Annotated in this window: 26 protein-coding genes; 14 read left to right on the forward strand and 12 right to left on the reverse strand. The window is 65.9% G+C overall.

Annotated features, from left to right (window positions below; translation table 11 throughout):
- Positions 1–8 precede the first annotated feature (8 nt).
- From ACO2Q9_RS15105 to ACO2Q9_RS15115, 3 genes are read left to right on the forward strand one after another with little or no spacing between them, the layout of a single operon-like run.
- Complete coding sequence (locus ACO2Q9_RS15105; protein WP_423312631.1) at positions 9–1,124, forward strand: 2-aminoethylphosphonate--pyruvate transaminase; 1,116 nt, start codon at positions 9–11, stop codon at positions 1,122–1,124.
- A 32-nt stretch (positions 1,125–1,156) separates the two neighbouring features.
- Positions 1,157–1,993, forward strand: a complete 837-nt coding sequence (locus tag ACO2Q9_RS15110; RefSeq protein ID WP_423312632.1) for a gamma-glutamyl-gamma-aminobutyrate hydrolase family protein — start codon at positions 1,157–1,159, stop codon at positions 1,991–1,993.
- Positions 1,990–2,652: an HAD family hydrolase gene (locus ACO2Q9_RS15115; RefSeq protein ID WP_423312633.1), complete on the forward strand. Its 663-nt coding sequence runs from the start codon at positions 1,990–1,992 to the stop codon at positions 2,650–2,652. Before ACO2Q9_RS15110 ends, ACO2Q9_RS15115 begins: the two co-directional genes overlap by 4 nt.
- A 111-nt stretch (positions 2,653–2,763) precedes the next feature.
- On the opposite strand, the gene ACO2Q9_RS15120 is transcribed toward ACO2Q9_RS15115, so the two are convergent.
- A complete protein-coding gene (locus tag ACO2Q9_RS15120; RefSeq protein WP_423312634.1) occupies positions 2,764–3,210 on the reverse strand; it encodes a hypothetical protein in 447 nt (148 codons plus the stop codon).
- Between the two features lie 102 nt (positions 3,211–3,312).
- Between ACO2Q9_RS15120 and ACO2Q9_RS15125 the strand changes: the two genes are divergently transcribed.
- Together ACO2Q9_RS15125 and ACO2Q9_RS15130 are read left to right on the forward strand one after the other, a co-directional pair.
- The gene (locus ACO2Q9_RS15125; protein WP_423312635.1) at positions 3,313–4,296 is read left to right on the forward strand and encodes a DMT family transporter; all 984 of its coding nucleotides are present in this window, start codon (positions 3,313–3,315) and stop codon (positions 4,294–4,296) included.
- Positions 4,293–4,709, forward strand: a complete 417-nt coding sequence (locus ACO2Q9_RS15130; protein ID WP_423312636.1) for a YchJ family protein — start codon at positions 4,293–4,295, stop codon at positions 4,707–4,709. The genes ACO2Q9_RS15125 and ACO2Q9_RS15130 overlap by 4 nt, the downstream gene beginning before the upstream one ends.
- Before the next feature lie 7 nt (positions 4,710–4,716).
- Here the strand turns inward: ACO2Q9_RS15130 and ACO2Q9_RS15135 are convergent, their stop codons facing one another.
- Entirely contained in the window at positions 4,717–6,069 is a 1,353-nt protein-coding gene (locus tag ACO2Q9_RS15135) for an MFS transporter (protein ID WP_423312637.1), read from the reverse strand.
- A 174-nt stretch (positions 6,070–6,243) separates the two neighbouring features.
- On the opposite strand from ACO2Q9_RS15135, the gene cyoA reads away from it, so the two are divergent.
- The 8 genes from cyoA to ACO2Q9_RS15175 are packed head-to-tail and all read left to right on the forward strand — an operon-like array spanning position 6,244 to position 13,657.
- Complete coding sequence (cyoA, locus tag ACO2Q9_RS15140; RefSeq protein ID WP_423312638.1) at positions 6,244–7,293, forward strand: ubiquinol oxidase subunit II; 1,050 nt, start codon at positions 6,244–6,246, stop codon at positions 7,291–7,293.
- 10 nt (positions 7,294–7,303) lie between these two features.
- Positions 7,304–9,304, forward strand: coding sequence for a cytochrome o ubiquinol oxidase subunit I (gene cyoB, locus ACO2Q9_RS15145; RefSeq protein ID WP_423312639.1), 2,001 nt, complete (start codon positions 7,304–7,306; stop codon positions 9,302–9,304).
- A gap of 21 nt (positions 9,305–9,325) precedes the next feature.
- Entirely contained in the window at positions 9,326–9,955 is a 630-nt protein-coding gene (cyoC, locus tag ACO2Q9_RS15150) for a cytochrome o ubiquinol oxidase subunit III (protein ID WP_423312640.1), read from the forward strand.
- The gene (gene cyoD / locus ACO2Q9_RS15155) at positions 9,955–10,398 is read left to right on the forward strand and encodes a cytochrome o ubiquinol oxidase subunit IV (RefSeq protein WP_423312641.1); all 444 of its coding nucleotides are present in this window, start codon (positions 9,955–9,957) and stop codon (positions 10,396–10,398) included. The genes cyoC and cyoD overlap by 1 nt, the downstream gene beginning before the upstream one ends.
- Positions 10,395–11,183, forward strand: a complete 789-nt coding sequence (locus ACO2Q9_RS15160) for an SURF1 family protein (RefSeq protein WP_423312642.1) — start codon at positions 10,395–10,397, stop codon at positions 11,181–11,183. Before cyoD ends, ACO2Q9_RS15160 begins: the two co-directional genes overlap by 4 nt.
- Before the next feature lie 13 nt (positions 11,184–11,196).
- On the forward strand, positions 11,197–12,531 hold the full coding sequence (locus ACO2Q9_RS15165; RefSeq protein ID WP_423312643.1) for an ATP-binding protein: 1,335 nt from the start codon (positions 11,197–11,199) through the stop codon (positions 12,529–12,531).
- 7 nt (positions 12,532–12,538) lie between these two features.
- A complete protein-coding gene (locus ACO2Q9_RS15170; protein ID WP_423312644.1) occupies positions 12,539–13,096 on the forward strand; it encodes a response regulator transcription factor in 558 nt (185 codons plus the stop codon).
- A 33-nt stretch (positions 13,097–13,129) separates the two neighbouring features.
- Positions 13,130–13,657 (forward strand): nucleoside 2-deoxyribosyltransferase, encoded by a 528-nt coding sequence (locus tag ACO2Q9_RS15175; RefSeq protein WP_423312645.1) that lies wholly within the window; start codon positions 13,130–13,132, stop codon positions 13,655–13,657.
- Here ACO2Q9_RS15175 and gloA read toward each other — a convergent pair.
- From gloA to ACO2Q9_RS15220, 9 genes are all read right to left on the reverse strand, one after another.
- Positions 13,645–14,052, reverse strand: a complete 408-nt coding sequence (gene gloA / locus ACO2Q9_RS15180) for a lactoylglutathione lyase (RefSeq protein WP_423312878.1) — start codon at positions 14,050–14,052, stop codon at positions 13,645–13,647. The genes ACO2Q9_RS15175 and gloA overlap by 13 nt on opposite strands.
- A gap of 62 nt (positions 14,053–14,114) precedes the next feature.
- Positions 14,115–14,501 carry a RidA family protein gene (locus ACO2Q9_RS15185; RefSeq protein ID WP_423312646.1) on the reverse strand — a complete coding sequence of 129 codons (387 nt, stop codon included), beginning with the start codon at positions 14,499–14,501 and terminating at the stop codon, positions 14,115–14,117.
- 51 nt (positions 14,502–14,552) lie between these two features.
- Positions 14,553–15,569: a Rieske 2Fe-2S domain-containing protein gene (locus ACO2Q9_RS15190; RefSeq protein WP_423312647.1), complete on the reverse strand. Its 1,017-nt coding sequence runs from the start codon at positions 15,567–15,569 to the stop codon at positions 14,553–14,555.
- 32 nt (positions 15,570–15,601) lie between these two features.
- Complete coding sequence (locus tag ACO2Q9_RS15195) at positions 15,602–15,925, reverse strand: 2Fe-2S iron-sulfur cluster-binding protein (protein WP_423312879.1); 324 nt, start codon at positions 15,923–15,925, stop codon at positions 15,602–15,604.
- Positions 15,926–15,927: 2 nt separating this feature from the next.
- Complete coding sequence (locus tag ACO2Q9_RS15200) at positions 15,928–16,722, reverse strand: ABC transporter permease (RefSeq protein WP_423312648.1); 795 nt, start codon at positions 16,720–16,722, stop codon at positions 15,928–15,930.
- A complete protein-coding gene (locus ACO2Q9_RS15205; protein ID WP_423312649.1) occupies positions 16,719–17,501 on the reverse strand; it encodes an ABC transporter ATP-binding protein in 783 nt (260 codons plus the stop codon). Before ACO2Q9_RS15205 ends, ACO2Q9_RS15200 begins: the two co-directional genes overlap by 4 nt.
- Positions 17,498–18,583: an ABC transporter substrate-binding protein gene (locus ACO2Q9_RS15210; RefSeq protein WP_423312650.1), complete on the reverse strand. Its 1,086-nt coding sequence runs from the start codon at positions 18,581–18,583 to the stop codon at positions 17,498–17,500. Before ACO2Q9_RS15210 ends, ACO2Q9_RS15205 begins: the two co-directional genes overlap by 4 nt.
- Positions 18,584–18,633: 50 nt before the next feature.
- On the reverse strand, positions 18,634–22,038 hold the full coding sequence (locus ACO2Q9_RS15215) for a molybdopterin cofactor-binding domain-containing protein (protein WP_423312651.1): 3,405 nt from the start codon (positions 22,036–22,038) through the stop codon (positions 18,634–18,636).
- Positions 22,035–22,508 (reverse strand): (2Fe-2S)-binding protein, encoded by a 474-nt coding sequence (locus ACO2Q9_RS15220; protein WP_423312652.1) that lies wholly within the window; start codon positions 22,506–22,508, stop codon positions 22,035–22,037. The genes ACO2Q9_RS15215 and ACO2Q9_RS15220 overlap by 4 nt, the downstream gene beginning before the upstream one ends.
- Positions 22,509–22,632: 124 nt before the next feature.
- On the opposite strand from ACO2Q9_RS15220, the gene ACO2Q9_RS15225 reads away from it, so the two are divergent.
- Positions 22,633–23,694 (forward strand): LysR substrate-binding domain-containing protein, encoded by a 1,062-nt coding sequence (locus ACO2Q9_RS15225; protein ID WP_423312653.1) that lies wholly within the window; start codon positions 22,633–22,635, stop codon positions 23,692–23,694.
- A 13-nt stretch (positions 23,695–23,707) separates the two neighbouring features.
- On the opposite strand, the gene ACO2Q9_RS15230 is transcribed toward ACO2Q9_RS15225, so the two are convergent.
- Positions 23,708–24,145 (reverse strand): YciI family protein, encoded by a 438-nt coding sequence (locus ACO2Q9_RS15230; protein WP_423312654.1) that lies wholly within the window; start codon positions 24,143–24,145, stop codon positions 23,708–23,710.
- Positions 24,146–24,217: the final 72 nt, after the last annotated feature.

Consider the following 24,217-nt stretch of genomic DNA (forward strand, 5'->3'; position numbering starts at 1 on the left):
ACTGACATATGGACAGAGACAACATCCTCCTCACCCCCGGCCCGCTCACCACCACGCTGCGCACCAAGCTCGCCATGCTGCGCGACTGGGGTTCGTGGGACACGAGCTTCAACGAGCTGACCGCGCGCGTGCGCAAGAGCCTTCTGGCCATCGTGCACGGCGAGGAGACGCACGTCGTCGTGCCGCTGCAGGGCAGCGGCACCTTCAGTGTGGAAGCCGCCGTGGCGACTGTCGTGCCGCGCGACGGCCACGTGCTGGTGCTGGACAACGGCGCGTACTGCAAGCGCGCCGCGAAGCTCACCGGCATGATGGGCCGCCGGTGCACGGTGGTCAGCTTCGGCGACGACGAACCCGTCTCGCCCGCCGCCTTGAGCGAGAAGCTCAAGGAAGACGCGAGCATCACGCACGTGCTGATGATCCACTGCGAGACCGGCGCAGGCGTGCTCAACCCGCTGCAGGAAGTGTCCGAGGTCTGCGCTGCGCAGGGCAAGGGCCTCATCGTCGATGCCATGAGCTCGTTCGCGGCGTTGCCCATCGATGCGCGCCGCATGAAGTTCGACGCGCTCGTCGCCGCCAGCGGCAAGTGCCTCGAAGGCGTACCGGGCATGGGCTTCGTGTTCATCCGCAAGGCCGTGCTCGACAGTTGCGCGGGCAACAGCCAGTCGCTCGCCATGGACCTGCACGACCAGTACGTCTACATGGAGAAGACCGGCCAGTGGCGCTTCACGCCGCCTACGCACGTGGTGGCTGCGCTGGCCGAAGCCATCGCGCAGTTCGAGGCGGAGGGCGGCCAGCCCGCACGTCTGGCGCGCTATGCCGACAACTGCGTGGCGCTGGTGAACGGCATGGCGGAACTCGGGTTCAGGCCCTTCCTCGATCCGTCCGTGCAGGCGCCGATCATCGTGACATTCCATGCACCCGGTGACACGAAGTACGACTTCCGGAAGTTCTATGAAGGCGCCAGGGCGCGCGGTTTCGTGCTCTATCCGGGTAAGCTCACGCAGGTCGAAACCTTCCGCGTGGGCTGCATCGGCGCCATTGGCCGTAACGAAATGGAACAAGCCGTCCGCGCCGTCGGGTTGACACTGAAGGATCTGGGCATCGCCTCCGGCGAGCCGGCCTGAAGATCCACCCCACGCAAGGAGATGTGCATTCCATGATTCCCGCAGCGAGCCGCCTGAAAATCGGTCTGTCCGCCTGCTTCTCGCACGCCGATCCACAACGGTCCCTGTTCACCGGCAAGACGCTCCAGTATGTGGAGCAGACCATCGCCCACTGGCTCATGTCCTCCGGCGCCATGGTCGTCATGGTGCCCTGCCCGACGGGCGTGACGCAGCGCGGCGACGTCACCTTCGACCACTACGCCGAATGGCTCGACGGCCTCGTGCTGCATGGCGGTGCCGACGTCTGGCCCGGCAGCTACGGCGAGGAGCCGCTGGAAGAACGCTGGAGCGGCGACCGCATCCGCGACGAATACGACAAGGCCCTGGTCGCCGCCTTCGAGGTGCGCGGCAAACCCATCTTCGGCGTGTGCCGCGGGTTGCAGTTGCTCAACGTCGCCTTCGGCGGCACGCTCTACCAGGACATCAACACGCAGGTGCCCGAGTCCTTCGTCCACCGCGACGCGACCACCTACGACCTCAACTACCACAGCGTGGACATCCGCCAGGGCTCCCGCCTGTCGGCCATGTACCCGGGCGTGGAGCGCGTGCGCGTGAACAGCATCCATCACCAGGCCATCAAGGACCTGTCGCCCGAATTCGATGCCGAAGCCTTCAGCGTCACCGACGGGCTGGTCGAGGCCATCCGCCGGCGCGACACGGGCAAGGGCTACATCGCGGCCGTGCAGTGGCACCCGGAGTTCCACAAACCCGGATCGGACACCATCGACGACACCGCCATCCTGGACGACTTCCTGGCTGCCGTGCTCGCCGCCAAAAAGATCACCGACGCGCGCGCGAGCGCCGTCTCCCCGGTGCCGGCCACCGCGTGAAGCTCGCGCTGTTCGACCTCGACCACACGCTGCTGTCCGGCGACAGTGACGTGCTGTGGTGCGACTTCCTCATGGACCGCGGTGTGCTGCCGCGCGAGGCGTTCGCCGCGCGCAATGCCGACATGGACGCGCGCTACAAGGCCGGCACGGTCGGCGTGGCCGAATACGCGAACTTCTACGTGAGCACCCTGGCGGGCCGCACCCCTGCGCAATGGGAGCCGCTGCGCCAGGAGTTCCTGGCGCAATGCGTCGTGCCGCGCGTCCCGCGGGACGCGGCGGAACTCGTGCGCAGCCATCTGGACGCCGGCGACCTCGTGGTGCTGACCACGGCCACCAACCGCTTCATCACCGAACTCACGGCGATGTACCTGGACATCGAACACCTCATCGCGACGGAAGCCGAGATCGTGGGCGGCCTGTTCACCGGCCGCACAGAAGGAACGCTGAACATGCGCGACGGCAAGGTCGAGCGGCTGCACCACTGGCTGAAAGCGCGCGGCCACAAGCTGAAGGACTTCGACAGCACTGCCTACAGCGACTCCATCAACGACCTGCCGCTGCTCAACGCTGCGAAGCGCGCGGTCGTCGTGGACCCGGACGCGAAGCTGCTGGCACATGCGCAGTCCGCCGGGTGGAAAGTGCTGAAGCTTTTGCGTTGAGTAGTGGGGTTGGCTGTCGGCGGTAGGCCTGATAAACTACGACCTGTCCCGTTCGCTACGTCCCACACCAGGCAATCAGAGCCGAAATGTCGTGTAGCCAGCGGGACATTTTCATTGTGTCGGCGATTTCCATAGCAACAAGCCTTTTTGCTGCCAGCGCAGCGTGATTTCCGCAGGTTTGTCGTAGATGCTGGCGATGACGTTGAATCGCTGGCGTCCGACGAGCTTTGCGGGATGGACCGCGATGATGATCGGGTTGCTGTTCTTCAATTCGAACGTCACGACAATCGCGCCGCCGACGGTGTCCGAGCGGTACAGCGCCTTGGGCGCTTCAAGCAGTGCCGGAAGCCTTGCCAGCTGACTTCTCGTGATGCCATGCTCGAAGTGGACCTTATCGATGGTCTTGCCGGTGACGATCAGGTCCAGCTCGGGAAATGCTGCGTGCTTTCGCAGGTATTCAGGCGTGGCCCCGATGTTGAGTACGGCTTCATGGTGTGGTTGATCTGTATTGGCCGCCGCAAGAATCAGTTTCACGGCGGTCTGGAAAGCGCTTGGCATGAATGACCTTCTCCCTGGGCGCGAATTGGGCCACGGGAAGACGCCGAAAGAACGTGACAACGTGTTGCACACTGCGGGTGCACAGAGAAACGGAATGAAGAAATGTGGTCAGGGGTTGCCTTCGCGCTGATGGCGGGGCTGATGTGGGGGCTGGTGTTCGTGGGCCCGTTGCTGCTGCCGGAATACCCGGCGGCCTTGCACACCTTCGGTCGTTATCTGGCCTTCGGGCTCATTGCGCTGCCGCTGGCGTGGTTCGATCGCACGGAGCTCCGGCGGCTTTCGCGTGACGATTGGGTCGAGGCGCTGAAGCTGGCCGCCGTCGGCAACATCTTCTATTACCTGTTCCTCTCCAGTGCCATCCAGCGCGCGGGTGCGCCGCTGCCGACCATGATCATCGGCACGCTGCCCGTCGTGATCGCCATCACCGCCAACCTCGTGAGCCACCAGCGCGATGGCCGGCTGCCGTGGGGCAAGCTGGCCTTGCCGCTTGGCATCATCCTCGCAGGCATCGCGTGCGTGAACCAGGCCGAGGTGGACGAGTTGCGCAGGCACGGCAGCGAAAGCGGCGGCGCGCGGTACGCTGTCGGCGCGCTGCTTGCCGTGGGCGCGGTGATCTGCTGGACCTGGTACCCCATCCGCAATGGCCGCTGGATGCGCGCGCACCCGGACCGCAACCCGCGCGCGTGGGCGACGGCGCAGGGCCTCACCACACTGCCGCTCGCGCTCGTCGGGTATGCCGGCTTCCTGCTGTGGACAGGCGTGCTGTCGCCTTCTGCCAGCACGGACACGTTCCCGCTGCCGCTCGGGCCGCGGCCCCTGCATTTCATCGGGCTCATGGTGGCCATCGGCCTGTTCGCGTCATGGCTGGGCACGCTGTGCTGGAACGCGGCGAGCCAGCGCCTGCCGACGGCGCTGGTCGGCCAGCTCATCGTGTTCGAGACGCTGGCCGCGCTGCTCTATGCCTTCCTGCTGCGCGGCAGCTGGCCCGGCGCGCTCACACTCGCGGGCATCGTGCTGCTGATCGCCGGCGTCATCGCGGCAGTGCGCATCAAACCCGTGCGCATCAAGCCGGAGCCGGTGGCATGACGCCGTCCAGGCGCGTCGGCCTCTCGCCCACGGCCGCCTGCCCGTGCGGCAGCGACCGCGAATACGGCGCGTGTTGCGGCCGCTGGCATGCGGGGCTGAAGGAAGGCGTGCATGCCGATACGCCCGAAGCACTCATGCGTTCGCGCTACAGCGCGTATGTGCTGGGGCTGATCGACTACCTCATGGCCACCTGGCACCCGGGCACCGCACCGGGTGATCTGGAACTGCAGCCCATCAAGTGGCTGGGCCTCGAGGTGCGTCACGCCGAGAGCACGGCCGATGCGGGGGTGGTGGAGTTCGTGGCCCGCCTGCGCACCACGAACGGGCGCGCGGAACGGCTGCACGAGACCAGCCGCTTCGTGCGCGAGCACGGGCGCTGGTATTACATCGACGGGCAGTTCGCCGGGGAGTGAGCCGCCGTCAGTGCTTGCCCGCTGCCGATGTCGCCGCGCGGCGGCGCGCGCGGTTGAAGAGCAGCGTGAGCATCGTCACGACCACGCCCGACAGCAGGTAGAACGTGACCGACACGAGGCCGAAGCGCTCCGACAGCCACAGCACCACCAGCGGCGCGAACGCCGCGCCGAACAACCACGCCAGATCGGTGGACAACGCTGCGCCCGTGTAGCGGAAGCGCGGCAGGAAGTTCGATGTGAGCGGGCCTGCCGCCTGCGCGTAAGACAGTCCCAGCAGGATGGCGCCGCTCAGGATGAACACGTTCTGCCCCGCGATGCTGCGCTCCAGCAGGAAGGGTGCGGCCAGGCTCCACACGCCGATCGCGATGGACAGGCTGCCCAGCAGGCGCAGGCGGCTGTAGCGGTCCGACAGCCAGCCCGAGATCGGCATGGCGGCGGCGCACAGCAGCGCGGCGATCACCTCGACCACGAGCAGCGGGCCGATCGGCCGGCCCCCTTCCAGCAGGATCCACGACAGCGGGAAGAACGTGACGAGGTGGAACAACGCATAGCTGGCCAGCGGCGCGAACGCACCCAGCAGCAGGTTGCTGCCCTGCTCGCGCAAGAGTTCGGCAGGCTTGCAGGGTTCGAGTTCGCGGGCCTGCAGTTCACGGTCGTATTCGTGCGTGACGACGAGGCGCAGCCGTGCGAACAGCGCCACCACGTTGATGGCGAACGCCGCAAAGAACGGATAGCGCCAGCCCCAGGTGATGAACTCTTCGGGGCTGATGGTGAACCACAGGTACGCGTACAGGCCGGCTGCCACCAGCAGGCCCAGCGGTGCTCCCAGCTGGCCCAGCATGGCGTACCAGCCGCGCTTGTGGCGCGGCGCATTCAGCGCCAGCAGCGAAGGCAGGCCGTCCCAGGAACCGCCGAGCGCCAGGCCCTGACCGATGCGCAGCAGCGCGAGCAGCAGGCCGGCCCAGGGCGTCGCTTCTGTGTGAACGGGCAGGATGCCGATACCCACTGTGGATGTACCCAGCATCATCAGCGCGACGGTCAGCTTGGCGCCGCGACCCCAGCGGCGCTGGATCTCCATGCCTGCCAGCGTGCCGATGGGGCGCACGCAGAACGCGAGCGCCACCAGCGCAAAGGACATGAGCTGTCCTTCGAGCGGGCTGAGGTACGGGAAGAAGGCCGCCGGGAAGACCAGGACCGAGGCGATCCCGTAGACAAAGAAGTCGAAATACTCGGAGGAGCGCCCGATCACCACGCCGACGGCGATTTCGCTCGGGGCCACCGACGGGTTGGACTCGCTGTTGCGCAGTACGGGGGGTACTGCGGAAGGGCTTGTGGGCATTGCCATCTCTGTCGTACTCATTTACTTTTCACCCCTAGGTAAAGCGGGTCCAGGCAGTTACAAGCTAAGCCCTGGGACAAAATGTCCAATCGTTGATAGCGGTCAATGTAAGTACAGTTTTCAGGCTCCGGCAATTCTCGTTTACCCCGGCTAGAGGCAGAAATCATGGCTCACCCTCGACATCAACAGGCTGTAATGCGGTCTCCGCTGCTGCGGCTCACTATGCTCGCGCTGGCTGCAGCCGTGCTGTCCGGTTGCAATATGGTGGTGATGAAACCGTCCGGTTACATCGCCCAGCAGCAGGCCAACCTGATCGTACAGGCCACGGTGCTGATGTTGATCATCATCATCCCTGTCATCCTGCTGACGCTTTTCTTCGCTTGGCGCTATCGCGCCTCCAACACCGAAGCCGACTACCAGCCCGAATGGGACCACTCCACCCGGCTCGAACTCCTCATCTGGGGCGCGCCGCTGCTCATCATCATCGTGCTGGGCGCCATCACCTGGGTCAGCACCCACAAGCTCGACCCGTACCGGCCGCTCGAACGCATCGACGCGAAGCGCGAAGTACCCGCCGAAGTGAAGCCGCTCGTGGTGCAGGTCGTCGCGCTCGACTGGAAGTGGCTGTTCCTCTACCCCGAGCAGGGCGTCGCCTCGGTCAACGAACTCGCGCTGCCGGTGGACCGGCCGGTGCAGTTCCGCATCACTTCCTCCACGGTGATGAATGCGTTCTACATCCCCGAAATGGCCGGCATGATCTACGCCATGCCCGCCATGGAAACCAAACTCCACGGCGTGCTCAACCGGACGGGTGAATTCCGCGGCATCTCGGCCAACTTCAGCGGCGACGGCTTCTCCGGCATGAACTTCGCCGTGAAAAGCCTGGCCGACGAAGACTTCAGGCGCTGGATCGACACCGCGCGCAAGGCCGAAGCCGGCATGCTCAGCCGCGCCGGCTACCTCGAACTCGAAAAGCCGAGCCATCGCGTGCCCGTGGCGCACTACGCCTCGGTCGACAAGGGCCTGTACGACGCCATCGTCAACCGCTGTGTCGACACCGCCCGCATGTGCGCGGCCGACATGATGGCCATCGACGAACGTGGCGGCGGCGGCAAGGGCGCGGTGGCCGGCCTGACCAACCGTCCGGCTTCCACCCTCTACGGCCTGAAGGACCGCATGGTCGTCGCTGCGCTGTGCACGCCTGAAAACCCGAGCGGCACGCCCGTCGCCACCCTCATCCGATAAGAAGAACGCCATGACTGCCGATCTCCAGCACCTCATCTTCGGGCGGCTCACGCTCGAGGCCATTCCGTACCACGACCCCATCCTCGTCGCGACCTTCGCCGGCGTGGTGCTCGGCGGCCTTTTCGTACTCGGCTTCGTCACGAAGATGGGCTGGTGGGGCACGCTGTGGCGCGACTGGATCTGCTCCATCGACCACAAGCGCATCGGCATCATGTACATCATCCTCGGGCTGGTGATGCTGCTGCGCGGCTTTGCCGACGCGATCATGATGCGGCTGCAGCAGGCCATCGCCTTCGGCGACAACCTCGGCTACCTGCCGCCGCACCACTACGACCAGATCTTCACCGCGCACGGCGTGATCATGATCTTCTTCGTCGCCATGCCGCTGGTGACGGGTTTCATGAACTACGTGGTACCGCTGCAGATCGGAGCGCGCGACGTCGCCTTCCCCTTCCTCAACAACTTCAGTTTCTGGATGACCGTGGGCGGTGCCGTGCTGGTGATGATGTCGCTGTTCGTCGGCGAATTCGCGCGCACCGGCTGGCTGGCGTACCCGCCGCTCTCGGGCATCCTCAGCAGTCCGGGGGTCGGGGTCGACTACTACCTCTGGGCGCTGCAGGTCGCGGGGGTCGGGACGACGCTCTCGGGCATCAACCTGATCGCCACGATTGTGAAGATGCGCGCGCCCGGCATGTCGTTCATGAAGATGCCCGTCTTCACCTGGACGTCGCTGTGCACCAACGTGCTGATCGTCGCCACCTTCCCCGTGCTCACCGCGACGCTCGCACTGCTCACGGCCGACCGGTATCTCGGCACCAACTTCTTCACGAACGATCTCGGCGGCAACCCGATGATGTACGTGAACCTCATCTGGATCTGGGGCCACCCCGAGGTGTACATCCTCGTGCTGCCGGTGTTCGGCATCTTCTCGGAAGTCGTCTCCACCTTCAGCCGCAAGCGCCTGTTCGGCTACGCGTCGATGGTCTACGCGACGGTGGTGATCACCATCCTGTCGTACCTCGTGTGGCTGCACCACTTCTTCACCATGGGTTCGGGCGCGAGCGTGAACGCCTTCTTCGGCATCACGACGATGATCATCTCCATACCGACCGGGGCGAAGATGTTCAACTGGCTCTTCACCATGTACAAGGGCCGCATCAAGTTCGAGCTGCCCATGATGTGGACCGTCGGCTTCATGGTGACCTTCGTCGTCGGCGGCATGACGGGCGTGCTGCTCGCCGTGCCGGCTGCCGACTTCGTGCTGCACAACAGCCTGTTCCTCGTCGCGCACTTCCACAACGTGATCATCGGCGGCGTGCTGTTCGGCCTGCTGGCCGGCATCAACTACTGGTTCCCCAAGGCCTTCGGTTTCCGGCTCGATCCGTTCTGGGGCAAGCTGTCGTTCTGGCTGTGGCTCGTGGGCTTCTGGGTCGCGTTCATGCCGCTGTACGTGCTGGGCCTGATGGGGGTGACGCGCCGCGTCAGCCATTTCGAAGACCATTCGCTGCAGATCTGGTTCCAGATCGCCGCGCTCGGCGCGTTCATCATTGCCCTGGGCATCGCCGCGATGCTGGTGCAGTTCGTGGTGAGCTACCTCCGCCGCGACCAGCTGCGCGACACCACCGGCGACATCTGGGACGGCCGCACGCTCGAATGGTCCACCAGCTCGCCGCCGCCCGACTACAACTTCGCCTTCACGCCCGTCGTGCGTGACCTCGACGCCTGGCGCGACATGAAGGACAACGGCGCAGTGCAGCCCATGACCGGCTTCAGACCGATCCACATGCCGAAGAACACGGCGGCGGGTGTCGTCATCGCCGGGCTGTCCACGGCGCTCGGCTTCGCGCTCATCTGGCACATGTGGGTGCCGGTCGTGCTGCTGTTCATCGCCACCGTGGTCGCGTCGATCATCCACACGTTCAACTACAACCGCGACTATCACATCCCGGCGGCAGACGTCGAGAGCACCGAGCGTGCACGCCAGGCCGCGCTCGCGGCCCAGGCTGCCTGATCCGCGCAGAAGAAGAATTCCATGAACCCAACCGCCACTCTCGACCCGCAGGGCAACGGCGCACCGCCGGTGTTCTACGACACGGGTGACCACCACCCGCCCAGCAGCACCTACCTGGGCTTCTGGCTCTACCTGATGAGCGACTGCCTCATCTTCGCCGTGCTGTTCGCGGTGTATGCGGTGCTCGGCCGCTCGTATGCCGCCGGGCCGTCGGGTGCCGACCTGTTCAACCTGAAGATCGTCGCGGTCAACACCGGATTGCTGCTGCTGTCTTCCATCACCTACGGCTTCGCGATGCTGGCCATGCTGAAGAACCGCTTGCCGCAGGTGCTGGGCTGGCTGGCCGTCACCGGCGTGCTGGGCCTCGGCTTCGTCTCGCTCGAAATCTACGAGTTCGTCGAGCTCATCCACGAGGGTGCCGGCCCGGGCCGCAGTGCGTTCCTCTCGTCGTTCTTCACGCTGGTGGGCACGCACGGCCTGCACGTGAGCTTCGGCATCGTCTGGCTCGTCACGCTGATGCTGCAGCTGCGCAAGACCGGCCTCACGTCGGCCAACAAGCGCCGTCTGGTGTGCCTGTCGATGTTCTGGCACTTCCTGGACCTGATCTGGATCGGCGTCTTCAGCTTCGTCTATCTCATGGGGGTGCTGTGATGGCGCACGCACACGAACTCGACCACGACGACAGCGGCTATCACGCCACGCTGGGCGGCTACATCAAGGGTTTCATCCTCGCGGCCATCCTCACCATCATCCCGTTCGCGCTGGTGATGCTGAAAGTGCCCGTGTCGCCGCGTCTGCTGGCAGCCGGCATCCTGCTGTTCGCGGTCGTGCAGATGGTGGTGCACCTCGTGTACTTCCTGCACCTGAACACGACGGCAGAAGGTGGCTGGAACCTGCTGGCCGCAGGGTTCACGGTCGGCATCCTCGTCATCATGATGGCGGGTACCACCTGGGTCATGTACAACATGAACACCAACATGATGCCGGCCATGGAGCACGAGAACATGCCCGGTGTTCCTGCGGCAAGGCAGCCCGATGCAGTTGCGCCGGCAGCCGCACCGCCCACACAGGCACCGGCCAGCAAGACCCCGTGACGGACGCGACCACCCTCCGCCCGCGTGCCATCGGGCGCTGGGGGTGGCTGTTCCTCGCCCTGCTCGGGCTGTCATCCGCAGGTTTTGCCGCGCTGGGCATCTGGCAGGTGCAACGCCTGTCGTGGAAGACGGACCTCATCGAACGCGTCGAAGCCCGCACGCGCGCGCAACCCGTTGCGGTGCCCGCGCCCGCACTGTGGCCCACGGTCAACGCCGCTGCACATGAATACCTGCGCGTGCAGTTGCAGGGCCAATGGAAGCAGACGCCTGCTGGTGGCAAGCCGGCCGACATCTGGGTGCGCACCGGCAGCGAGCTCGGGTGGGGTTACTGGCTCATGAGTCCGCTGCAGACGAGCGAAGGCTTCTGGGTGATCGTGAACCGCGGCTTCGTGCCGGCCGAACAGCGCAGTGCGGTCGCCGCACAAATGCAGAACACAGTGCAGGCCGCAGCGCCGGGTGACGTGCGCATCACCGGCCTGCTGCGCATGAGCGAGGCATCGCGCCTGTTGCGCGCCAATGATCTCGAACAAGGCCGCTGGGCCGCACGCGACGTACCTGTCATGGCGCAGGCGATGGGCCTCGGTGCCGGGCAGGTTGCGCCCTTCTTTGTCGACGCATCCGCGGAAACCGCAACAACGGCAACCGCCCGGCCCGAGTGGCCGCGCCCCGGTCTCACCGTCGTCCGCTTCAGCAACAATCACCTATCGTATGCATTGACCTGGTTCGCCCTGGCCGCGCTGTGCGCCGGTGGCTGCTGGCTCCTGCTGCGTGCCAGAAATTCCTGATGCAACTTTCCTGATGCCCAACACCGCGTTCGCTGCGTCTGCCGTCCGCCCGGCCTACGGCGAAGAAGCCGTCGCGCTCGAACGGCTCACGCGTGCGCGCAACCTGCTGCAGCTGGTGCAGATGCGCTGGATGGCCGTGCTCGGCCAGGTGCTCACCATCCTCGTCGTGCAGTACGGCCTGGGCATCGCGCTGCCGATGGTGCAGATGCTCACGCTGCTCGGCGTGCTCAGCGTGGTCAACCTCGTCAGCACATGGCGCGCGCGCACGGCCAGCGAACTCGCTGACTCGGAGCTGTTCGGCATCCTGCTGATCGACGTGGCCGTGCTCACGGGGCAGCTCTACTTTGCAGGCGGCAGCGCCAATCCCTTCGTGTACCTGTACCTGCTGCAGGTGGTGCTGGGCGCGGTGCTGATGAGCGCGCCCTACGGCTGGGCGCTGGTGGCGGTGACGTCGCTGTGCGCCGTGGCGCTGCACCTGTGGCACTGGCCGCTGGCCATGCCCGGAGGCGAAGGCAGCGAAGGCGTCGGGCTCATTCCCTACTACTTCGAAGGGCTGGTCATCTGCTTCCTGATCAATGCGGCGTTGCTCGTCATCTTCGTCGGCCGCATTGCCAGCAACAACCGCCAGCGCGACGACGCGCTCGCCCGCATGCGCCAGCAGGCGGCCGAGGCCGAACACATCCTGCGCATGGGCCTGCTCGCGTCCGGCGCGGCGCACGAACTCAGCACGCCGCTGGCCACGCTCTCCGTCATCCTGGGCGACTGGGCACGCATGGCGCCCTTTGCTGCCGAGCCGGAACTGCGCGAGGAAATCGAGCGCATGCAGGTGCAGGTGGATCGCTGCAAGCGCATCGTCACCGGCATCCTTCAGACGGCGGGCGAAGCACGCGCCGAAACGCTGGAGCAGATGACCGTGCGCGAACTGCTCGAAGACGTGCTCGCCAACTGGCGGCAGACCCGCGCCTGCCGCTCGCTGCAGGCCGTGCTGGACGACGGACTGGACACACCCATCATGGCCGACGGCACGCTGCGCCAGATGGTGGACAACGTGCTCGACAACGCGCTCGAAGCCAATGCCGACGGCGAAATCCGCGTGCTGGTGAGCAGCGCGGACGACCAGCTCGTCATCCGCGTGCTGGACGAGGGCCCGGGCTTTCCGCCGGCCATGCTCGAACAACTCGGCAAGCCCTACCAGTCCACCAAGGGCCGGCCCGGCAGCGGGCTGGGCCTGTTCCTCTCGGTCAACGTCGCACGCACGCTGGGCGGCCGGCTCGAAGCCAGAAACCTCGATCCTGTCGGGGCTGAAGTGAGCATCGTGCTGCCGATGCGTGCATTGATGCCAAAGTGATGCCCGCATGACCGAAGAGGAAGACACCCGCACCCTGCTCATCGTCGAGGACGACGATGCGCTCGCCCATACGCTCACCCGCTCGTTCGAGCGGCGCGGCTATGAAGTCGTGCGTGCGGCCGACCTTGCAGGCGTGCGCCACCTCACGGAAGGCGTGGCGCAGGACGCGTTGCCGCAATACGCGCTGGTGGACCTCAAGCTCTCATCCGGCGACTCGGGCCTGGCCGTGGTGCAGTACCTTCAGGGCATCGACGACGGCATGATCATCGTCGTGCTCACCGGCTACGCCAGCATCGCCACGGCGGTCGAAGCCATCAAGCTCGGCGCGCGGCACTACCTGGCCAAGCCCGCCAACACCGACGACATCGAAGCCGCGTTCGACAAGGCCGAAGGCGACGCAGGCGTCGACCTCACACAGCGCACCACCTCCATCAAGACGCTGGAGTGGGAACACATCCACGCCGTACTCGCCGAAACCGACTTCAACATCTCCGAAGCGGCAAGGCGGCTGGGCATGCACCGCCGCACGCTGGCGCGCAAGCTGGAGAAGCAGCGCGTCAAGTGACACCACCGGCCCGGTGACGACGACAATGCAGGAATGACTGCACGTTCTCCCAGAATCTATCTCGCCGGCCCCGACGTTTTCTTCTCCGACAGCACCCAGCGCTTCGCGCAATTGAAGGCCGCGTGCGCGCGGCTCGGCCTCGAAGGCCTGGAGCCTTCCGACGGCGACATCCCCGCTGATTTCAACGGCACCGACGACGAACGCGCCCTGCGCATCTACGAAGGCAACATCCAGCGCATCCACGAAGCCGACGCCGTGCTCGCCAACCTGTGCAGCTTCCGCGGCCTGGAGCCCGACTCGGGCACCGTGTTCGAAGTGGGCTACGCCGCAGCGTTGGGCAAGCCCGTCGCTGCCTATGGTGTGCCGCCGGGCAGCTATGCCGAACGCGTGAGCGCTGTCACGCCGTGCACGCCCGACGCCATCGGCACCCTGCGCGAGACGGCCAGCGGGATGATGGTCGAAGGCCTCGGGCAAAGGCTCAACCTCATGCTCACCGGCTCCGCCACCATTGAAGACACGGTCGAAGCTGCCTTGCAGCGGCTGGCTGTTCAGCTTCGCTGAATCAACTCGATCTTGTAGCCGTCCGGGTCCTCGATGAAGGCGATCAGCGTCGGGCTGTGCTTCATCGGGCCGGGTGCCCGCGTGATCTGCACGCCGCTTTCGGCCAGTTCGGAACAGCTCGCATGGATGTCGTTGACAGCGATGGCAATGTGTCCCCACGCGGTGCCGTGCACATACGGCTCGACCTGGTCCCAGTTGTGCGTGAGTTCCAGCACCGTGCTGGCTTCTTCCGTACCGTAGCCGAGGAAAGCGAGCGTGAAGCGGCCGGACGGATAGTCCTGCCGACGTACCAGCTGCATTCCCAGGGCCCCGATGTAGAAGTCCAGAGAACGTTGCAGGTCCATGACGCGCATCATGGTGTGCAGGATGCGCGTCGGCCGCTCGGCCAGGTCCATGCGCCGGTCCGAATCGGCGTTGGCGTCAAGCTCGTAATCCATGGGGGATCCGGTGCGACGGTTCAGCGGACCGCAACGACGTCGATCTCGACCTTCCACTCGGGCTTGACGAGTGCGGACACATACACCAGCGTGGACGCCGGTTTGTGACCGGCGAGCACCCCGGTGCGAACTTTCACGAAGTCCGGGTAGTCCTTGGCGTCTGTCAGGTAGATGGTTGTCTTGACGATGTTGCTGAGCTTCATGCCGGCATCGGCCAGGATGGTTTCGACGTTCTTCCACGCCTGCTGGGTCTGCTCGACGAAGTCGGCAGAAGCCACGCCCTTGGCGTCGATGCCGATCTGGCCTGCCACATAGAGCGTGGCAGCCGGCGCTTCGACCAGGATGCCGTTGGAGTACGCGCCGGGTTCGCCGCCCATGGCTGCGGGGTTGATGCGGGAGGTGGTCATGCTTTTCCTTTGCTGTGAACCGATGGATGGATGAAATGAAGCGCGGCTGTCTCAGTTGATGAAGCCGGCCGAGGGATGCGCACGCGGATACTTCCGGATGTAGGTCAGGAAGCGCGCGAGCGACTTGTCCGCACGGGTCAACAGGCCCTGGCGGTAGTGGATGGTGTTGAGGATGTCCTTGTCCTCGCCGACGGTGCGGCGGCTCACCGCCAGCACGGACTCGAGCTGCTCCTGCGCGTCGGGTCCGGCCAGCACGATGCTGCAGCTGAACACGTTGTGCTGCCCGGGCCTGGGCAGGCCGTAGCCCGTGACGTTGCAGCGCCAGAAACCGTCGTACATGCCCCAGCGGTAGAACACGCTCGTGCCCAGGATGCCCGCCGTGTTGGCAATCGGCACGTCGCCCTGGTGCAGCCCGCGGTAGCTGAACTCCAGGCCGAAGTCATGCCACTGCACGAGCTCGTGCGGCTCGTCGGCTTCGAACTTGATCTTGTGGACCACCTTCAGGTGCTGCATGTCCGGCGTGTTGGCTGCGAACACCCAGGGGTCGCAGTTCAGCGTCTGGCCGAAGCGGTAGGCCGACATGAGCAGCGCGTCGTCTGCGTAGGGCAGTTGCGGCAGGTCGAACAGCGGCTCTTCGCCGTTGAACACCCAGACGATGCCGAAGCGCTCCTGCACCGGGAACACGAACAGGCAGGCCGACTTCGGCGGCGGGTCGCCGATGCCGGTCTTCACACACACGCCGTCGGCGTCGTACTCCCAGTGGTGGAAGGCGCATTGCACGCGGCCATCCACCACGCGGCCGACCGACAGGTCCGCGCCGACGTGTGGGCAGTACGCGCTCATCGCGCGCGCTGATCCGTCCGGTGCGCGGAACAGCACGATCTTGCCGTCCAGGAAGTCGCAGCCGAGCACCTGGTCCGCCACGACTTCGGTGGACAGGGCCACCGGAAACCACGACTGCGTGAAGACACCGCCGTCGCCCTCGGCAGGCATCGGCAGGAAGTGCGGCCGCGCGGGCGTGGGGCGCGAGCGCGTGGCATTGGTCGGCATGCGGACGGTCTGTTCCATGGTGTCTCTCGTGGTGATGTCGGTGGAATGGTTCAGGCGGGACGTGCGATTTCGACCGACAGCCCGTCGAGCTCGGGCGTCAGCCGGATCTGGCAGGACAGGCGTGACGCTGCGGTTGCGCCCGGCAGGTAGTCCAGCATGGCGCGCTCGTCATCGGCGGCAGGTGGAAGGCGGCTCGCCCACCCGGGCGCCACCTTCACATGGCAGGTGCCGCAGGCGAGGCTGCCGTCGCACGAGGCCTCGATGTCGAAGCCGGTGCTGCGCAGCGCCACCATCAGCGTGGTGCCGGGTGCGGCCTCGAACTCGAAGCCGTCGGCTTCGCAGCGGAGCATGGCGGTGGTGTCGTTTCCGGTCATGGTCACGCGGCCTCCGACAAGGTGGTGCCCGCCGTGTCGCGGCGTTCCCAGAAAACGACGCGTGCATGCACGAAGCGCACGAGGCTGCTGGCCGTGATGCCGATGGCCGACAGCGACACGACGGACGCGAACATCGTCGCCACGTCGAAGCTCAGCGTGGACGACTGGATGAGATAGCCGAGCCCTTCCTTGGCGGAGACGAACTCGCCGACGATCGCGCCGATGAGCGCAAGCACCACCGCGATCTGCAAGCCGGCAAAGATGGACGCCGCAGCCGACGGGAGCTTCACCTGCCGGAACACATGCAGGCGCGACGAACCGAATGCGCGGTACAGACGCAGCAGGTCCGGGTTGGCCGAGCGGAATCCGTAGAAACAGTTGATGAACACGGGGAAGAAGCAGATCAGCGCGACCAGCACCATCTTGGAACTCACGCCGAACCCGAACCACACGATGAGCAGCGGCGCGAGCGCGACCTTGGGGATGGACTGGATCGCGATCACGAGCGGCATCAGCGTGCGCTCGATCCAGCGCGACTCGGCGACGATGGCGCCGGCCACCAGCGCCACCGAGCAGCCGATGGCGTAGCCGACCACCATTTCGTACAGCGTGGTGGCCAGGTGCTTCCAGTACGTACCGCTGGTCACGTAGCCGCTCCACAGCGACACGCCGACATCGCCCGGCCGTGGCAGCAGATACGTCGGCACCTCCAGCAGCACGACGGCACGGTCCCAGACGATGAGCAGCGCGGCCAGTGCGGCCAGCGGAAGAACGACGGAGAGGACGCGGTCTTTCATTCGGGTTCTCCTTTGCCGGGGGCGGGCGTGCGGAAGAAAAGCCGCAGCCGGTTGCAGATGGCGTTGAACTCGGCGGAGCCCAGCGTCGCAATCGTGCGCGGGCGGGGCAGCGGCACGTCGATCACGTCCACCACCGTGCCCGGACGTTCGGACAGCACGACCACGCGGTCGGCGAGGTAGACGGCTTCGGGAATCGAGTGCGTGATGAACAGCACGGACTTGCCCGACTGGCGCCACATGTCCTGCAGTTCGTCGGACATGTGTTCGCGGGTCATGGCGTCGAGTGCGGCGAACGGCTCGTCCATCAGAAGAAGTTGCGGGTCGTGCATGAAGCCGCGCGCGATACCCACGCGCTGCTGCATGCCGCCCGACAGTTCGTTCGGGTAGTGGCCTTCGAAGCCTTCCAGGCGCACGAGCCTGATGAGTGCGCGTGCGCGGTCCATGTGGTCTTCCACGCGCAGGCCCATCGCCTCGACGGGAACCAGCACGTTCTGCAGCACCGTTTTCCACGGCAGCAGCGTCGGCTGCTGGAAGACGATGCCCACGTCGCGACGCGGGCCCGCCACCGGCTGGCCCTGGATCTGCACCTTGCCGCTGGATGGCTTGAGCAGGCCCGATGCGATGTTCAGCAGCGTCGACTTGCCGCACCCCGAGGGGCCGAGCACGGCGACGAACTCACCGTCGGCCACCTGGAGGTTGAGGTCACGCACCGCCGTCAGGCGACCGCGCGCCGACGCGTAGGTGACGCTCAGGTTCTCGATGGACAGACGCGGTGTCACGGCTTCCACGCCTTGGCCTGGCGCATCACCACCATCGGGTCGAACTTGTTGTACTCGGGCACGAGCACGTTGGTGTAGAGCGATGCCATCGGGACGTTCTCGTTGGTGACTTCGCCGCCTTCCTTCAGCGCGGCGATCAGCAACTTCCAGTCGCGGTCGGCGTAGGCACCCCACTGGCGCGGCTCGCCGGGACGGAAGTAGGTGACGTTGTCGATGCGCGGCTTCATCACCATCATTTCCTTGCGCAGGATTTCCTCTTCAGTGCCGGTCTTGGGCTTCTGCTCGGGGTAGTGCTTCCAGAAGGCCTGCAGGCAGCCGGTCATGTTGGCTTCACAGGCCACGGCGCCCTTGGACACCGCACGGCCGAAGCGGGCGATCAACTGCGGGTTGTCCTTGAGCAGCTTGTCGGTCACTTCGAAACCGTGGCTGGACATGCCCTGGAATTCCTTGGGCAGGTCGAGGCGGCGGATGGGCGTGCCGCTCACTTCCAGTGCGGCGTGTGCGCTTTCCCAGAGGTTCAGCGCCTGGATCTGGTTGGTCCTGAGGGCCTGGAAGGCCTGGCCGCCGAAGCCCACGGGCTGCAGGTTCACCGTCTTCCAGTCCACACCGGAGGCTGCGAGGATGGCGCGCGTCGTGTAGACGTTGCCCGAGCCGAGCGACACCACGCCGATGCTCTTGCCCTTCAGATCGGCGAGCGACTTCACGGGGCTGTCCGCAGGGACGGCGAATTCCCACACCGAATTGCGCAGGTAGTTGTAGACGAACTTCAGCGGGAAGTTCTGCTTGCCGGGCTGGCGCGCGATCACCAGCGGCTCCATGCTCGCGCCGGCGGCATGGATCTGGCCCGACAGCAGTTGCGGGATGATCACGCTCGAACCGGCCAGCGGCACCAGTTCGACCTCGAGGTTTTCTTCATCGAAGTAGCCGAGTTCCTTGGCGAATACGAAGTTGGCGATGGCGGAACTGATGGCGGACGGCACGCCGTAGACGAACTTGTCCTTGGCGAGTGCGGGAAAGGCAAGTGTGGAGAGAACGGCAACCGCCGCAAGACGGCCGAGAGAGCCGAAAGAACGCGAGGACATCATGGAGCTCCTGTTGGGGATGGTGGGTGAAGGAAAAGGCATGGGAGGGTTCAGTGCGCGTGCCGCGCGTCCCTTGCGCGGCGCAGCGCGCGTTCGGTGACGGCGACGATCATGTCGGCCTTGGCGGCGTTGTCGCGCAGCGGCAGCGCGCCATACACGACCTTCTGCGCGCAGGTACGGATGCTGTCGTCGTTCATGAGGCGATGGGCCTGCGTCATGAGCGCGCGTTCGGCGTGCGTCGCGCGCATCGGCAGCGGGGAGACGCCACCAAGCGAGATCCGTACCGAAGCGAGCCGGTCGCCGTCCCATGTCAGGCGCACACCTGCCGATGCTTCGGGGAAGTCACCCCGCCACTGCGCGTACTTCTCGTAGACCTGTGTGCTGCCGGTGGCCAGCGGCACTTCGATGGACAGGATCAGCTCCTGCGGCGACACCGTGGTTTCGCCCGACCAGCGGTAGAAATCCGCCATGGCGATGCGGCGCTTGCCCGCCTGGCCATGCACGATCACGGTGGCGTCGAGTGCGGTGAGCGCAGGTGCCAGGTCGGCCACGCACGGCGCGGCGCAACGGCCTGCGCCCATGATCGCGTGATGCCGGTTGTCGCCCATGACGGCATAGCACGGGCACGATGCGCCGCCGTTCTTGTAGCAGGGCAGGCCACTGCGGAAGAACCAGCAGCGCTTTTCCTGGCACAGGTCTCCGGCGACGGTCGCCACATTGCGGATCTGCCGCGTGGCGATCAGGTCTGCTGCCTCCACCAGGCCCGGCAGCAGGCGTCGCAGGTCGTCGTGCTCGGTGAGTGTGGCCAGCGTCACACCCGCGCCGATGCGGGCGATGCCTTGGGCCGCATCGATGTCGATGTCCTGCAGCGCAGCCAGGCGCGAGATGTCGATGAGCAACTCCGGCGCATACACGCCTTGCCTCGTGCCCGGCAGCAGGTCGCTGCCACCGGCGATCAGCTTCGCCCGGCGGTGCTGATGCGTGGCAAGCAGCAGCGCGGCATCCTCGATGCTTGCGGCCTTGAGGTAGTCGGGGTTCGACACGCGCGGCCTGGGTTGCGACACGGCGGCGCCCAGCATCTTCATGGCAGGGAACAGGCCCTTGGGATAGAGGCTGCGTGCCACGGCCACTTCGAGGTTGAACGGCCGGCGCCACGGTTGTAGCGCCAGTGTGCGCTTTTGCTTGCGCCGGATCTCCGCCAGCACCTTGTGCGGCGTCAGCGGCAGCGTGCGGAAGCGGATGCCGGTGGCGTGCGCCACCGCATTCGCGATGGCCGCCACGGTCGGGTTGATCGAGGTCTCGCCGCTCGACTTCGCGCCGAGCGGGCCGCGCGGGTCGGCCGTCTCGATGTAAGCCGTCTCTATCTCTGTCGCTTCGAAGATGCGCGGCACGCGGTAGTTGATGAGTGACGTGTTCACCGGCCGGCCGTGGTCGAACACCAGGTCTTCCGCCAGCGCCATGCCGATGCCCTGCACCACGCCGCCGTGCATCTGCCCGTCCAGCGAGGCCTCGTTGATGACGCGACCCACGTCCTGCACCACCACGACCTTGAGCACCTTCACATGGCCGGTGTCCGGGTCGACTTCCACCTCCACCGCCTGCGCGCCGAACGCATAGGTGGCGGAGTAATTGCCGTAGCCGGTCTTGGGGTCGGGGTACGGCTGGTCGAGCTTGTGATGGCCGTTGACTTTCAGCGGCCCGGTGATCGCCGCGACTTCCTGCCAACCCATCTTTCCGGGCGCGGACACGCCATCGTCCGCAAACCGGATGGTGTCGACCTCGACGCCCAGGCGCTGCGACAGGATGCTGCGCACCTGCGCCATCAGCACGTTGGATGCATCGATGGCCGCTGCGCCCGTCATGAAAGTCACGCGCGACGCGGCGCTGCCCAGATCGTCGGGCGCTTCTTCCGTGTCCATGTGGATCACATCGATGGCCGTCAGGTCGACGTCCAGCGTCTGCGAGACGAACTGCGCCAACGTCGTGTTCTGCCAGGTGCCGCAGTCGGCGTTCTGCGTGGCCAGCAGGAATCGGCCGTCCTCGCGCAGCTCCAGGCTCACGTTGGCGAAGTTGCCCTCGGCGTAGAGGATGCCCACGCTCGGGTTGATCATGGCCGCCACACCCACGCCGCGCCATGGCCTCGGGTTGCGGCGCTTCTCGGCCCAACCGATACGGCGGCCCGCTTCCTGCAGACACTCGGCCATGGCGCAGGTGGAAATCTCGAAGCCCTGCGGCGTCACGTCGCCCGGCTGGTTGGCAATGCCCACGCGGTAGTCGAGCGGGTCTTTGCCCAGCAGCTCGGCGAGTTCGTCCACCTGGGTCTCCAGCGCCCAGATGATCTGCGGCACACCCATGCCGCGGTACGAGCCGCCGGGCACCTTGTTGGTGTAGACCAATCGCCCGTCGAACTCGACCGCGCCGACGCGGTACAGGTTGGCGGAGCGCTGGCGCACGGCGGACACATAGGCCGGGCCCATGTGCGTGAACGCGCCGTTGTCCACGACATAGCGGCTGCGCCGCGCGAGGATGTTGCCCTGCGCATCCACACCCGTGCTGAGGGTCATGCGCTTGGCGTGGTCGGTCTTGCCGCTGATGAATTCTTCGCGTCGTGTGAGCACGATCTTCACCGGCCGCTTGGCCTTGCGCGAAAGCAGCGCGGCGATGCCGATGGGCTCCGGCGCCTGCGACTTGCCGCCGAAGCCGCCGCCGATCTCGATGGCGTGCACACGCACCTGTCGTGTCGGCAGACCCAGGATGCCGGCCATTTCCTTGCGCACGAAGAACGGCGCCTGCGTGCCGGCCCACACGTCGAGCTTCTGCGCCGCTTCGTCATACGACGCGACGACGGCATTGGTCTCCATGCAGACCGGCGCGACGATGCCATGCGAGTACGTGCCCTCCACGGTGTGCACCGATTGAGCAAAGCCCTGTGCAGCGCCACCCCAGTCCGCATGGCTGTGCTGCGCGACGTTGGGCGGCAAGGCCTCGCGCTGGTGGAGTACGGGAGCGCCGGGTTCGAGCGCTTCTGCCGCATCGAACACGGCCGGCAGCACTTCGTACGTCACGTCGATGGCGGCCACTGCGTCGAGTGCCTGCGCCAGTGTGTCGGCAGCAACGGCCGCCACTTCTTCGCCCACGAAGCGCACCACATCGTGCGCCAGCGGAAAGCGGTCCGCATAGCGCGGCCCGAGGTGGATGTAGCGGTCCGGCGCGTCCAGCGGCAAGAGCACGGCCTGCACGCCTGGCATGGCCGAAGCGCGCGACACGTCGATGGACACGATGCGCGCATGTGCGTGCGGGCTGCGCAGGATCGCGCCGTGGAGCATGTCCGGCAGCGTGAAGTCGTGCGTGTAGATGGCCTGGCCCGTCACCTTCGCAAGCGCTTCCTTCTGCGGCGCGACGGCCTTGCCGATGTGCCGGTAGGTCTGCACGGTGGGCGTGTCGGTCAAGCTCATTGCATCGCCTGGCGAGCGAGCGCGTTGGCCGCTTCGATGATCTTCACGTAGCCGCTGCAGCGGCATATGTTGCCCTGCAGTGCGATGCGGATCTGCTGCTCGGTGGGTGCGGGCGCTTGTGCGAACAGCGCGGTGAGCGACATCACGACGCCCGGCGTGCAGAAGCCGCACTGGAACGCGCCGTGCTCGATCAACGCCCGCTGGATCGGCGAGATGTCCCCGACCCCGCCGGCACCTTCGATGGTGCACACCTGTGCGCCATCTGCACGGGCCGCAGGCACCAGGCACGAACACACGGCGCGCCCGTCCATCACCACCGTGCATGCGCCGCACTCGCCCGCGTTGCAGCCTATTTTCGTACCCGTGAGCTGTAGCTGTTCACGCAGCACATGCGCGAGGCTGTCACTGCCATGCACCTGCACGCGCCGTGCAGATCCATTGACAACGAATTCAACCCCGTGTGTGTCCATCGAAAGTTCCCCTTGACTGAAGACGGCGTGCATTCCACATTGGTGCGTGCGGACTGGCTCGCTTCTCGCTTTTTCATTGTCTGCAGAAAGCGTGCGCAAAAGGCATCCAAGGAGCTGACAAAAAATGAGTCTGGACAATCAAAAAACTTGGCCTCATGCAGAGGGCAAGGGCGAAGCGCGCAGGGACGGCGCTCCGCCCCCGCGCGCTGCACGGCGCAAGCGATTGCCGCCACTCAAGGCATTGAAAGCGTTCGAGTCCGCTGCGCGCCTGGGCAGCTTCGCGCGTGCCGCGCAGGAACTCTTCGTCACGCAGACAGCCGTGAGCCACCAGATCAAGTTGCTCGAAGAACATCTGGGTGGCCTGCTGTTCGAGCGGCTGCCTTCGGGGCTGGCGCTCACACCGCAGGGCCAGGCCATCTATCCCTCCATCGCGGCGGGCTTCGAACATTTCGAGGCGGCCATGACGCTGCTGCCGCGCCCCGCCAAGGTGGCTGCGCAAGTACTGGTGGTGAGCGCGCTGCCTTCGTTCTCGCAGGAATGGCTCATTCCGCGCCTGGTGGATTTCCGTGCGCGCTGGCCCGACATCGATGTGCTCATCGAGACCGACTACAAGATGGCCGACCTTGCCGGCGGCACGGCCGACGTCGCCATCCGCTTTGGACGCGGCGGCTTCGGCGAAGACCTGCGTGCAGATCTGCTTTCCACCGAAACCGTCACGCCGGTGTGCAGCCCGTCGCTGCTCAAACGCCAGCCCGGCGACTACGAGCCCAGCGAAGTCGCGCATGACTTCGTGCTGCTCAATTCATCCGTTCGCATGGTCCACGAACCCTGGATGTCGTGGGACCTGTGGCTCGAGGAAGTGGGCGTCGAACCCATGGACGCCGCCACCGGGCCGCGCTTTTCCGACCCGCTGCTCATCCTGCGCACCGCCATCGCCGGCCGCGGCATGGCACTCGGCCGCAGCATGCTCGTGCGCGACCACCTGCAGTCGGGCCGGCTCGTCGCGCCCTTCCCTGACTGGGTGAAACCCATCCTGTCGTCCTACTACGTCGTGAGCACCGTCGAGAAATCCAGACTCGAACGCGTGACCGTCTTCCGCGAATGGCTGCTCGAAATCGCCGCGCGCGAAGCGGCGGGCGGCTTCAACGCCAGAGGCGTTGTCGAAGCCGAGCCGGCAGAGTCGTAAACGGGGCCGGGCGTCAGCCCTTCTTCGCCTGCTGCGCTTCGATCTCCGCGCGCAGCCGGTCTTCCTGCTCGCGCAACTCCGGCGTGAACGCCTCGCCGAAATCCTCCGCCGTGTACACCTGCCGGATCTCGATGTCCGAGTCCGTCAGCATCGGGTTCGGGCACCGCTTCACCCAGTCGATGGCTTCCTGAAGCGACGCGCACTCCCAGATCCAGTAGCCCGCCACCAGCTCCTTCGTCTCGGCAAACGGCCCATCGACCACCGTACGGTTCTTGCCCGAGAACTGCACCCGCGCGCCCTTGGAACTGGGGTGCAACCCCTCGCCCGCCTGCATCACGCCGGCCTTCACCAGCGCCTCGTTGAACGCGCCCATCGCGGCAATCAGCTCCTCGCTGGGCATCACGCCCGCTTCGCTGTCCTTGGTGGCCTTGACCAGAATCATGAATCGCATGTGTTGCTCCTTGGAGTTTGTAGTCAGAAATGTCGAGTTCTGCTTCTACGACGAATCACGGGCCGTGAAATC

The sequence above is a fragment of the Variovorax sp. VNK109 genome (assembly GCF_049445855.1).
Lineage (GTDB): Bacteria > Pseudomonadota > Gammaproteobacteria > Burkholderiales > Burkholderiaceae_C > JAGOCV01.

What these genes read in the sequence shown, in the direction of transcription:
- ACO2Q9_RS15120 (WP_423312634.1), bottom strand. Translation starts at nt 3,210, where the DNA reads ATGCCAAGCGCTTTCCAGACCGCCGTGAAACTGATTCTTGCGGCGGCC.
- ACO2Q9_RS15215 (WP_423312651.1), bottom strand. Translation starts at nt 22,038, where the DNA reads ATGAGCTTGACCGACACGCCCACCGTGCAGACCTACCGGCACATCGGC.
- ACO2Q9_RS15200 (WP_423312648.1), bottom strand. Translation starts at nt 16,722, where the DNA reads ATGAAAGACCGCGTCCTCTCCGTCGTTCTTCCGCTGGCCGCACTGGCC.
- ACO2Q9_RS15110 (WP_423312632.1), top strand. Translation starts at nt 1,157, where the DNA reads ATGATTCCCGCAGCGAGCCGCCTGAAAATCGGTCTGTCCGCCTGCTTC.
- ACO2Q9_RS15230 (WP_423312654.1), bottom strand. Translation starts at nt 24,145, where the DNA reads ATGCGATTCATGATTCTGGTCAAGGCCACCAAGGACAGCGAAGCGGGC.
- ACO2Q9_RS15225 (WP_423312653.1), top strand. Translation starts at nt 22,633, where the DNA reads ATGAGTCTGGACAATCAAAAAACTTGGCCTCATGCAGAGGGCAAGGGC.
- ACO2Q9_RS15170 (WP_423312644.1), top strand. Translation starts at nt 12,539, where the DNA reads ATGACCGAAGAGGAAGACACCCGCACCCTGCTCATCGTCGAGGACGAC.
- ACO2Q9_RS15190 (WP_423312647.1), bottom strand. Translation starts at nt 15,569, where the DNA reads ATGGAACAGACCGTCCGCATGCCGACCAATGCCACGCGCTCGCGCCCC.
- ACO2Q9_RS15130 (WP_423312636.1), top strand. Translation starts at nt 4,293, where the DNA reads ATGACGCCGTCCAGGCGCGTCGGCCTCTCGCCCACGGCCGCCTGCCCG.
- ACO2Q9_RS15135 (WP_423312637.1), bottom strand. Translation starts at nt 6,069, where the DNA reads ATGAGTACGACAGAGATGGCAATGCCCACAAGCCCTTCCGCAGTACCC.
- cyoA (WP_423312638.1), top strand. Translation starts at nt 6,244, where the DNA reads ATGCGGTCTCCGCTGCTGCGGCTCACTATGCTCGCGCTGGCTGCAGCC.
- ACO2Q9_RS15220 (WP_423312652.1), bottom strand. Translation starts at nt 22,508, where the DNA reads ATGGACACACACGGGGTTGAATTCGTTGTCAATGGATCTGCACGGCGC.
- cyoD (WP_423312641.1), top strand. Translation starts at nt 9,955, where the DNA reads ATGGCGCACGCACACGAACTCGACCACGACGACAGCGGCTATCACGCC.
- ACO2Q9_RS15175 (WP_423312645.1), top strand. Translation starts at nt 13,130, where the DNA reads ATGACTGCACGTTCTCCCAGAATCTATCTCGCCGGCCCCGACGTTTTC.
- ACO2Q9_RS15125 (WP_423312635.1), top strand. Translation starts at nt 3,313, where the DNA reads ATGTGGTCAGGGGTTGCCTTCGCGCTGATGGCGGGGCTGATGTGGGGG.
- ACO2Q9_RS15195 (WP_423312879.1), bottom strand. Translation starts at nt 15,925, where the DNA reads ATGACCGGAAACGACACCACCGCCATGCTCCGCTGCGAAGCCGACGGC.
- cyoB (WP_423312639.1), top strand. Translation starts at nt 7,304, where the DNA reads ATGACTGCCGATCTCCAGCACCTCATCTTCGGGCGGCTCACGCTCGAG.
- ACO2Q9_RS15185 (WP_423312646.1), bottom strand. Translation starts at nt 14,501, where the DNA reads ATGACCACCTCCCGCATCAACCCCGCAGCCATGGGCGGCGAACCCGGC.
- gloA (WP_423312878.1), bottom strand. Translation starts at nt 14,052, where the DNA reads ATGGACCTGGCCGAGCGGCCGACGCGCATCCTGCACACCATGATGCGC.
- ACO2Q9_RS15210 (WP_423312650.1), bottom strand. Translation starts at nt 18,583, where the DNA reads ATGTCCTCGCGTTCTTTCGGCTCTCTCGGCCGTCTTGCGGCGGTTGCC.
- ACO2Q9_RS15165 (WP_423312643.1), top strand. Translation starts at nt 11,197, where the DNA reads ATGCCCAACACCGCGTTCGCTGCGTCTGCCGTCCGCCCGGCCTACGGC.
- ACO2Q9_RS15105 (WP_423312631.1), top strand. Translation starts at nt 9, where the DNA reads ATGGACAGAGACAACATCCTCCTCACCCCCGGCCCGCTCACCACCACG.
- cyoC (WP_423312640.1), top strand. Translation starts at nt 9,326, where the DNA reads ATGAACCCAACCGCCACTCTCGACCCGCAGGGCAACGGCGCACCGCCG.